This window comes from Escherichia sp. MOD1-EC4550 (assembly GCF_963876935.1).
GTDB lineage: Bacteria > Pseudomonadota > Gammaproteobacteria > Enterobacterales > Enterobacteriaceae > Escherichia > Escherichia coli_F.
The window spans coordinates 317,094-326,076 of sequence record NZ_CAWNSE010000053.1; the positions used below are offsets into that span (position 1 = coordinate 317,094).

Annotated in this window: 11 protein-coding genes; 6 read left to right on the forward strand and 5 right to left on the reverse strand. The window is 49.4% G+C overall.

The window, feature by feature from the left end:
* Nucleotides 1–35: 35 nt before the first annotated feature.
* The 4 genes from trkA to def are packed head-to-tail and all read right to left on the reverse strand — an operon-like array spanning nucleotide 36 to nucleotide 4,245.
* Nucleotides 36–1,412 carry a Trk system potassium transporter TrkA gene (trkA, locus tag AACU19_RS23605; protein WP_000691382.1) on the reverse strand — a complete coding sequence of 459 codons (1,377 nt, stop codon included), beginning with the start codon at nucleotides 1,410–1,412 and terminating at the stop codon, nucleotides 36–38.
* Between the two features lie 21 nt (nucleotides 1,413–1,433).
* Nucleotides 1,434–2,723: a 16S rRNA (cytosine(967)-C(5))-methyltransferase RsmB gene (gene rsmB, locus AACU19_RS23610; protein ID WP_105278619.1), complete on the reverse strand. Its 1,290-nt coding sequence runs from the start codon at nucleotides 2,721–2,723 to the stop codon at nucleotides 1,434–1,436.
* 50 nt (nucleotides 2,724–2,773) lie between these two features.
* Complete coding sequence (gene fmt / locus AACU19_RS23615) at nucleotides 2,774–3,721, reverse strand: methionyl-tRNA formyltransferase (protein ID WP_105278620.1); 948 nt, start codon at nucleotides 3,719–3,721, stop codon at nucleotides 2,774–2,776.
* Between the two features lie 14 nt (nucleotides 3,722–3,735).
* On the reverse strand, nucleotides 3,736–4,245 hold the full coding sequence (gene def, locus AACU19_RS23620) for a peptide deformylase (RefSeq protein ID WP_000114984.1): 510 nt from the start codon (nucleotides 4,243–4,245) through the stop codon (nucleotides 3,736–3,738).
* 129 nt (nucleotides 4,246–4,374) lie between these two features.
* Between def and dprA the strand changes: the two genes are divergently transcribed.
* Genes dprA through AACU19_RS23650 form a run of 6 tightly spaced genes read left to right on the forward strand, consistent with a single transcriptional unit; the run spans nucleotide 4,375 to nucleotide 8,169 of the window.
* Nucleotides 4,375–5,499: a DNA-protecting protein DprA gene (dprA, locus tag AACU19_RS23625; RefSeq protein ID WP_000228564.1), complete on the forward strand. Its 1,125-nt coding sequence runs from the start codon at nucleotides 4,375–4,377 to the stop codon at nucleotides 5,497–5,499.
* Nucleotides 5,471–5,944, forward strand: a complete 474-nt coding sequence (smg, locus tag AACU19_RS23630; RefSeq protein WP_000460672.1) for a DUF494 family protein Smg — start codon at nucleotides 5,471–5,473, stop codon at nucleotides 5,942–5,944. Before dprA ends, smg begins: the two co-directional genes overlap by 29 nt.
* A gap of 28 nt (nucleotides 5,945–5,972) precedes the next feature.
* Nucleotides 5,973–6,515 (forward strand): DNA topoisomerase family protein, encoded by a 543-nt coding sequence (locus AACU19_RS23635; RefSeq protein ID WP_001129718.1) that lies wholly within the window; start codon nucleotides 5,973–5,975, stop codon nucleotides 6,513–6,515.
* A gap of 4 nt (nucleotides 6,516–6,519) precedes the next feature.
* Nucleotides 6,520–7,092 (forward strand): L-threonylcarbamoyladenylate synthase type 1 TsaC, encoded by a 573-nt coding sequence (gene tsaC / locus AACU19_RS23640; RefSeq protein ID WP_001353637.1) that lies wholly within the window; start codon nucleotides 6,520–6,522, stop codon nucleotides 7,090–7,092.
* A gap of 4 nt (nucleotides 7,093–7,096) precedes the next feature.
* Nucleotides 7,097–7,915 carry a shikimate dehydrogenase gene (gene aroE / locus AACU19_RS23645; protein WP_000432883.1) on the forward strand — a complete coding sequence of 273 codons (819 nt, stop codon included), beginning with the start codon at nucleotides 7,097–7,099 and terminating at the stop codon, nucleotides 7,913–7,915.
* Complete coding sequence (locus AACU19_RS23650; RefSeq protein WP_001070585.1) at nucleotides 7,912–8,169, forward strand: DUF1488 family protein; 258 nt, start codon at nucleotides 7,912–7,914, stop codon at nucleotides 8,167–8,169. Before aroE ends, AACU19_RS23650 begins: the two co-directional genes overlap by 4 nt.
* On the opposite strand, the gene AACU19_RS23655 is transcribed toward AACU19_RS23650, so the two are convergent.
* Nucleotides 8,145–8,699 carry a gamma carbonic anhydrase family protein gene (locus AACU19_RS23655; RefSeq protein WP_001286209.1) on the reverse strand — a complete coding sequence of 185 codons (555 nt, stop codon included), beginning with the start codon at nucleotides 8,697–8,699 and terminating at the stop codon, nucleotides 8,145–8,147. The two genes, AACU19_RS23650 and AACU19_RS23655, sit on opposite strands and share 25 nt — an antisense overlap.
* Between the last annotated feature and the right edge of the window lie 284 nt (nucleotides 8,700–8,983).

The window sequence follows — 8,983 nt, forward strand, 5'->3', positions numbered from 1 at the left end:
GGGAAATAATAAGGCGTCATAAGACGCCTTATTAATTACAAAAAGAATGGACTTGGCTGGAAGAGTCTTTCGACGTCGGTAATAAACTTTTTATCTGTGAGGAACATAATTACGTGATCGCCTTGCTCAATGCGCAGATTGTCATTAGCAATCATCACATCATTGCCGCGCACCACAGCACCAATAATCGTTCCTGGCGGTAGCTTGATTTCATCAATGACTCTGCCGACAACGCGTGAGGTGCTTTCATCACCGTGAGCAACGGCTTCAATAGCTTCTGCAACACCGCGGCGCAATGAGGAAACACCAACAATATCGGCTTTTCGCACGTGACTAAGCAACGCAGAGATGGTTGCTTGTTGCGGTGAAATCGCAATATCGATCACGCTCCCCTGAACCAGATCCACATAAGCGCGACGCTGGATCAATACCATCACCTTTTTCGCGCCCATGCGTTTGGCGAGCATGGCGGACATGATATTGGCCTCGTCATCGTTGGTGACGGCAATAAACAGATCAACCTGATCGATGTGCTCTTCAGCCAGCAGTTCCTGATCCGATGCATCACCAAAAAAGACGATCGTATTCTGCAGCTTTTCCGCCAGTTCGGCAGCGCGCTGCTGATTACGCTCGATGAGTTTGACGCTGTAATCTTTTTCCAGACGACGCGCCAGACCTGCACCGATATTACCGCCACCAACCAGCATGATCCGCTTATACGGTTTTTCCAGACGTTGCAATTCACTCATCACAGCGCGGATATGCTGTGAAGCGGCAATAAAGAACACTTCATCACCCGCTTCAACAATGGTCGAACCTTGCGGACGAATGGGGCGATCGTGGCGGAAAATGGCCGCCACGCGGGTATCGATATGCGGCATATGTTCGCGCATGGTCGAAAGTGCATTACCAATCAGCGGGCCGCCATAATAGGCTTTAACCACAGCCAGGCTGACTTTACCCTCAGCGAAGTTCACCACCTGCAATGCGCCGGGATACTCAATCAGTCGGTATATATTATCGATAACCAACTGTTCTGGTGCGATCAGATGATCAATCGGTACGGCATCTGAATGAAATAGCTTATCAGCATCGCGCACGTAGTCTGGTGAGCGGATACGAGCGATGCGATTAGGAGTGTTGAAAAGTGAGTAGGCTACCTGGCAGGCAACCATATTGGTTTCATCTGAACTGGTTACAGCAACCAGCATATCGGCGTCGTCGGCACCTGCCTCCCGCAATACGCGTGGATGAGAGCCATGCCCCTGCACGACCCGCAGGTCAAATTTATCCTGCAAGGTCCGCAGACGCTCACCGTTGGTATCGACAACAGTAATATCGTTGTTCTCGCCAACCAGGTTTTCCGCCAGTGTGCCGCCAACCTGGCCGGCACCCAGAATGATAATTTTCATCAGTCGCGACCCGTTATCTCATCACTTTTTGATTAGCTTAGCGTAAAAGAAGCCGTCGCCCTCTTCGGCACCAGGCAGATTTTGCTTACCTGGTTGTTCTGGTGTTCCGGTTTCGCAAAGCATTGCATCTTCTGTGCGTTGCAGAAAGGCTTTAATTTGTTGGCTATTCTCTTCCGGTAACACTGAACAGGTGGCATAGACCAGGGTTCCACCGGATTTTAAATGCGGCCAGATGGCGTCGAGAATTTCAGACTGCAACTGCGCGAGTTCAGGGATATCGCGATCGCGGCGTAACCATTTAATATCCGGATGGCGACGAATCACACCGGTTGCTGAACAAGGCGCATCTAATAAAATGCGATCAAACTGTTGCTCGCCACACCATTGGGAAGGGTAGCGGCCATCACCTTGTTTCACGGTCGCCTTCATACCAAGGCGTTTTAAATTGTCGTAAACGCGAGAGAGGCGCTGTTCGTCAATATCAACCGCAACAACCTGCGCTTCTGGTGCCACCTCAAGGATATGCGTTGTTTTACCGCCGGGGGCAGCGCAAAGATCCAGAATGTGTTCACCGTTTTGTGGCGCAAGCCAGGCCATGCAACCTTGTGCTGATGCATCCTGAACGGTAACCCATCCTTCTTCAAAACCTGGTAGCACATGAACAGGTGCAGGTGTTTCCAGCCGTACAGCATCAGGGTAATCCGCATGCGGGAAACCTTTCATTCCTGCTTCATCCAGCAATGCAAGCCAGCTGTCGCGGGAATGATGCGTACGATTAACGCGCAGCCACATTGGCGGACGCTGGTTATTGGCTTCAACGATAGATTGCCAATGCTCTGGGTACGCTTTTTGCAGACGCTTCAGTAACCAGGAAGGATGCAGATAACGTGCATCACTGGCATTAAACTCGGCTAATAACTCTTCTTGCTGACGTTGGAACTGGCGTAACACACCGTTAATCAACCCTTTAAGTTGAGGGCGCTTAATTGCGACAGCGCCTTCAACCGTTTCAGCCAGCGCGGCATGAGGTGGAATACGGGTATAAAGCAGTTGATACAAACCAACCATAATCAAGTAATGCACGGTCCGCTGCTTGCCGGTCATCGGACGGGCCATTAACTTATTAATCAGCCAGTCTAACTGTGAGAGCGTACGCAGTACGCCAAAGCACAACTCCTGAAGAAGTGCTTTGTCTTTATCGGAAACTTTTTGCTGGAGCGGTGGCAGAATGTTGCTTAATGATTGCCCTTGCTCGACGACTTGTTCAACGGCCTGTGCCGCCATACTACGTAAATTACGTTGTTTTTTCATAAATATAAAATAAAAATGCCCGGCAAGACCGGGCTTAGAAGAGTGGACTATCAGACCAGACGGTTGCCCGGAACAAACCATTCCCGACGAGAATTCAGGAGGTCTTGCGCGCTCATTGCTTTCTTACCCGCAGGTTGTAACGAGAGCAGCTTCAGGATGCCATCACCCGTCGCAACCTGAATGCCTTGTTTGTTGGCTTCAAGGATCGTTCCTGGGGCAGCGTTGGTTGCCGTATCAATGACCGACGCTTTCCAGACTTTAACCGGCTGTCCCTCAATTTCCAGCCAGCTCATTGGCCATGGATTGAAAGCGCGAATGCAGCGTTCAAGCTGCGCTGCCGAAAGCGACCAGTCAATACGCGCTTCTTCTTTACTCAACTTTTCGGCGTAAGTGACAAGAGTTTCGTCCTGAACTTCTGGTTTCGCCGTGCCGTCTGCCAGTTGTTTCAATGTGGTGATAAGCCCTTGTGGGCCAAGCTCTGCCAGCTTGTCGTACAGCGTACCACTGGTATCTTCTGCAGTAATCGGGCAGGAGAGCTTATAGAGCATGTCACCGGTGTCTAAACCAACATCCATTTGCATAATGGTCACACCAGTTTCTGCATCACCCGCCCATAGTGAGCGTTGGATTGGTGCAGCACCGCGCCAGCGTGGCAGCAGTGAACCATGAACGTTGATACAGCCAAGACGCGGCATCTCCAGCACACCTTTCGGCAGAATTAAACCATAGGCGACGACGACCATAACATCAGCCTGCAGGTCGGCGACCAGTTGCTGGTTTTCTTGTGGACGCAGGGAAACAGGTTGAAAAACGGGCAGACCTTTTTCCTCAGCCAGAACTTTAACCGGGCTGGGCATCAGTTTTTTACCGCGTCCTGCCGGTCGGTCTGGCTGGGTGAACACGCCAACGACGTTATGACCAGAAGACAACAGCGCGTCGAGATGACGCGCTGCAAAGTCAGGTGTACCCGCAAAAATAATACGTAGTGATTCTGACACGTTAATTCTTATCCTTAAGCCCGGGCTTTCAGACGATCCAGTTTTTCAACTTTCTGACGAATACGTTGTTGTTTCAGCGGTGACAGATAATCCATAAACAGTTTGCCGACCAGGTGATCCATCTCATGCTGAATACAGATGGCTAACAGACCGTCTGCTTCCAGTTCAAATGGTTTACCGTCGCGGTCCAGGGCGCGAATTTTAACTTTCTCTGCGCGTGGCACTAAAGCACGTTGTTCAGGGATCGACAGGCAACCTTCTTCAATGCCTGTTTCGCCGCTTTTTTCTAAAAGCTCCGGATTGATTAACACCAGCCGTTCGTCACGGTTTTCCGAAACATCAATAACAATGATACGTTGATGGATATCAACCTGGGTTGCCGCCAGGCCAATACCTTCTTCCGCGTACATCGTCTCGAACATATCATCGACGATACGCTGAATTTCTGCATTCACTTCTTCTACCGGTTTAGCAACTTTGCGAAGCCGCTCGTCCGGAATATGTAACACTTGCAAAACTGACATAAATCTCCAGAGATGTGTTCAGGAGTTAGAAAGATTATTTCTTCTATTCTAGACAAATCCCCCTCTGATTGACAGCATCACTGACCAATCGCAAAGATTGCTAAGACTGCTTATGGCAGGGAGATAAGGATGGTCGATACAGAAATTTGGCTGCGTTTAATGAGCGTCAGCAGCTTGTACGGCGATGATATGGTCCGTATAGCTCACTGGCTGGCAAAACAGTCGCATATTGATGCGGTTGTATTGCAGCAAACAGGGCTTACATTGCGGCAGGCACAACGCTTTCTTTCATTTCCGCCAAAGAGTATTGAGAGCTCACTTTGTTGGTTGAATCAACCAAACCATCATTTAATCTCAGCGGATAGTGAATTTTATCCTTCCCAACTTCTGGCGACAGCAGATTACCCCGGTGCGCTGTTTGTTGCTGGAGAACTGCGCGCATTGCATTCATTTCAGCTTGCTGTAGTGGGGAGTCGGGCGCATTCATGGTATGGCGAACGCTGGGGACGATTATTTTGCGAAACTCTGGCGACGCGTGGAGTGACAATTACGAGTGGACTGGCGCGAGGAATCGATGGTGTGGCGCATAAAGCGGCCTTGCAGGTGAATGGCGTCAGCATTGCTGTATTGGGGAATGGACTTAATACCATTCATCCCCGCCGCCATGCCCGGCTGGCTACCAGTCTGCTTGAACATGGCGGAGCTCTCGTCTCGGAATTTCCCCTCGATGTTCCACCTCTTGCTTACAATTTCCCGCGAAGAAATCGCATTATCAGTGGTCTAAGTAAAGGTGTACTTGTGGTGGAAGCTGCTTTGCGCAGTGGTTCGCTGGTGACAGCGCGTTGTGCGCTTGAACAGGGGCGAGAAGTTTTTGCCTTGCCAGGTCCAATAGGGAATCCGGGAAGCGAAGGGCCTCACTGGTTAATAAAACAAGGTGCGATTCTTGTGACGGAACCGGAAGAAATTCTGGAAAACTTGCAATTTGGATTGCACTGGTTGCCAGACGCGCCTGAAAATTCATTTTATTCACCAGATCAGGAAGACGTGGCATTGCCATTTCCTGAGCTCCTGGCTAACGTAGGAGATGAGGTAACACCTGTTGACGTCGTCGCTGAACGTGCCGGCCAACCTGTGCCAGAGGTAGTTACTCAACTACTCGAACTGGAGTTAGCAGGATGGATCGCAGCTGTACCCGGCGGCTATGTCCGATTGAGGAGGGCATGCCATGTTCGACGTACTAATGTATTTGTTTGAAACCTATATTCACACAGAAGCTGAGTTGCGTGTGGATCAAGACAAACTTGAACAGGATCTTACCGACGCAGGATTTGATCGAGAAGATATCTACAATGCCCTGCTTTGGCTGGAAAAGCTTGCGGATTATCAGGAAGGACTGGCAGAACCGATGCAACTGGCCTCTGATCCACTCTCCATGCGTATTTATACCCCTGAAGAGTGTGAAAGACTGGATGCCAGCTGTCGTGGTTTTCTGCTTTTCCTTGAGCAAATTCAGGTGCTTAACCTTGAAACCCGTGAAATGGTGATAGAGCGAGTGCTCGCGCTGGATACCGCTGAGTTCGACCTGGAAGACCTGAAATGGGTAATCCTGATGGTGTTGTTCAATATTCCGGGCTGCGAAAATGCGTACCAGCAAATGGAAGAATTACTCTTTGAAGTGAATGAAGGTATGCTGCATTAATCATTTCTTTAATTCAGCATAAGTTGTTATGGCGAAATCAGCACTGTTCACGGTGCGTAATAATGAGTCCTGCCCAAAGTGCGGGGCTGAACTGGTTATTCGATCCGGGAAACACGGTCCGTTTCTTGGATGCTCACAGTATCCGGCGTGTGACTACGTCCGTCCTCTGAAATCTTCAGCGGATGGACATATCGTCAAAGTTCTGGAGGGACAGATTTGCCCTGCATGCGGCGCAAATCTGGTCTTACGCCAGGGGCGCTTTGGTATGTTTGTTGGTTGCAGTAACTATCCTGAATGCGAACATACCGAACTTATCGATAAACCGGACGAAACAGCAATTACATGTCCCCAATGTCGGACGGGCCATCTGGTCCAGCGCCGCTCCCGTTATGGCAAAACATTTCATTCCTGTGATCGCTACCCGGAGTGTCAATTTGCCATTAACTTCAAACCTATAGCCGGAGAATGCCCTGAGTGTCATTATCCGCTACTCATCGAAAAGAAAACCGCGCAGGGTGTAAAACACTTTTGTGCCAGTAAACAATGTGGAAAGCCGGTTTCGGCGGAATAATAACGTGAATAATAACCTGCAAGGAGACGCTATCGCAGCTGCGATAGATGTCCTCAATGAAGAACGTGTCATCGCCTATCCCACGGAAGCCGTTTTCGGTGTCGGGTGCGATCCTGATAGCGAAACAGCAGTGATGAGACTGTTGGAACTAAAACAGCGTCCGGTTGATAAGGGGCTGATTTTAATCGCGGCAAATTACGAGCAGCTTAAACCCTATATTGATGACTGCATGCTGACTGATGCGCAGCGTGAAACCATTTTTTCTCGCTGGCCAGGTCCCGTCACCTTTGTCTTTCCCGCGCCTGCGACAACACCGCGCTGGTTGACAGGCCGCTTTGATTCGCTTGCTGTACGAGTCACCGACCATCCGTTGGTGGTTGCTTTGTGCCAGGCTTATGGTAAACCGCTGGTTTCTACCAGTGCCAACTTGAGTGGATTGCCGCCTTGTCGAACAGTAGACGAAGTTCGCGCACAATTTGGCGCAGCGTTCCCGGTTGTGCCTGGTGAAACGGGAGGGCGTTTAAATCCTTCAGAAATCCGCGATGCCCTGACGGGTGAACTGTTTCGACAGGGGTAACATAATGGAAAACTATGCTGTTTTTGGTAATCCAATAGCCCACAGCAAATCGCCATTCATTCATCAGCAATTTGCTCAGCAATTGAATATTGAACATCCCTATGGGCGCGTGCTGGCACCTATCAATGATTTCATTAACACACTGAACGCTTTCTTTAGTGCTGGTGGTAAAGGAGCGAATGTGACGGTGCCTTTTAAAGAAGAGGCCTTTGCCAGAGCTGATGAACTTACTGAACGGGCAGCGTTGGCTGGTGCTGTTAATACCCTCAAGCGGTTAGAAGATGGACGCCTGCTGGGTGACAATACCGATGGCGTAGGCTTGTTAAGCGATCTGGAACGTCTGTCTTTTATCCGCCCTGGTTTACGTATTCTACTCATCGGCGCTGGTGGGGCGTCTCGTGGTGTATTACTTCCACTCCTTTCTCTGGACTGCGCGGTGACAATCACTAATCGGACGGTATCCCGCGCGGAAGAGTTGGCTAAATTGTTTGCGCACACGGGCAGTATTCAGGCGTTGGGTATGGACGAACTGGAGGGGCATGAGTTCGATCTCATTATTAATGCAACATCCAGTGGCATCAGTGGTGATATTCCCGCGATCCCGGCATCGCTCATTCATTCAGGCATGTGTTGCTATGACATGTTCTATCAGAAAGGAAAAACACCTTTTCTGGCATGGTGTGAGCTGCGAGGTTCAAAGCGTAATGCGGATGGATTGGGGATGCTGGTGGCACAGGCGGCTCATGCCTTTCTTCTCTGGCACGGTGTTCTGCCTGACATAGAACCAGTTATAAAGCAATTGCAGGAGGAGTTGTCCGCGTGAATCAGGCCATCCAGTTTCCGGACAGGGAAGAGTGGAACGAGAGTAAAAAATGCGTTTGTTTTCCCGCTCTTGTAAATGGTATGCAGCTCACTTGCGCTATTACTGGAGAGAGTCTGGCGAACCGCTTTGCAGGAGATACGCCAGAACAGTGGTTAGCGAGTTTTCGTCAGCATCGCTGGGACCTGGAAGAAGAAGCAGAAAGCTTGATTCAGGATCAAAGCGAAGATGATCAAGGTTGGGTTTGGTTACCCTGATCCAGATACTCGTCCTTCCATTTCACGTAGTTATTCGCGGAATAGCGTAACCCGGCCTTCTCTTCATCACTTAACGGGCGGATCTGTTTGACGGGGCTACCGAGATACAGATATCCGCTCTCCAGCCGTTTATTTTGTGGGACCAGGCTACCCGCACCAATCATCACATCATCTTCTACTATTGCACCATCAAGTAAAATTGATGCCATCCCAACCAACACTCGATTGCCAATGGTACAGCCGTGGAGCATCACCTTATGACCAACAGTGACATCTTCGCCAATGGTTAATGGGTTGCCATCTGGGTTGTATGAGGACTTATGGGTGACATGCAACATACTGCCATCCTGGATATTGGTGCGTGCTCCAATCTGTACATAATGTACATCACCACGAATCACAACGAGTGGCCAGATCCCCACATCATCAGCCAAACGAACGTCACCGATCACTACACTACTATCGTCGATCATTACGCGCTGACCGATTTGTGGAAAAAGATCGCGGTATGGGCGTAAAACATCAGACATACTTACCTCAACAATAAATGATTTACTAATGACTTTGGGTGCATTATTGGCCTTGTGCAAGTCTTTTAGTATGCAAAAAAGCACCGTTTTGTGTGCGAATGCAGCAAAAAGGGTGAAAAAACAACAAACAGAAAAAAAGATCAAAAAAGTACTTGTGCAAAAAATTGGGATCCCTATAATGCGCCTCCGTTGAGACGACAACGTGAAACACTTCACAAGATGGTCGTAACAACAAAGAGAAAAAATCCTGAAATTCAGGGTTGACTCTGAAAGAGGAAAGCGTA

Coding starts and splice junctions, on each gene's coding strand:
- AACU19_RS23655 (WP_001286209.1), bottom strand. CDS start 8,699: ATGTCTGATGTTTTACGCCCATACCGCGATCTTTTTCCACAAATCGGT.
- def (WP_000114984.1), bottom strand. CDS start 4,245: ATGTCAGTTTTGCAAGTGTTACATATTCCGGACGAGCGGCTTCGCAAA.
- aroE (WP_000432883.1), top strand. CDS start 7,097: ATGGAAAACTATGCTGTTTTTGGTAATCCAATAGCCCACAGCAAATCG.
- rsmB (WP_105278619.1), bottom strand. CDS start 2,723: ATGAAAAAACAACGTAATTTACGTAGTATGGCGGCACAGGCCGTTGAA.
- smg (WP_000460672.1), top strand. CDS start 5,471: ATGTTCGACGTACTAATGTATTTGTTTGAAACCTATATTCACACAGAA.
- dprA (WP_000228564.1), top strand. CDS start 4,375: ATGGTCGATACAGAAATTTGGCTGCGTTTAATGAGCGTCAGCAGCTTG.
- trkA (WP_000691382.1), bottom strand. CDS start 1,412: ATGAAAATTATCATTCTGGGTGCCGGCCAGGTTGGCGGCACACTGGCG.
- AACU19_RS23635 (WP_001129718.1), top strand. CDS start 5,973: ATGGCGAAATCAGCACTGTTCACGGTGCGTAATAATGAGTCCTGCCCA.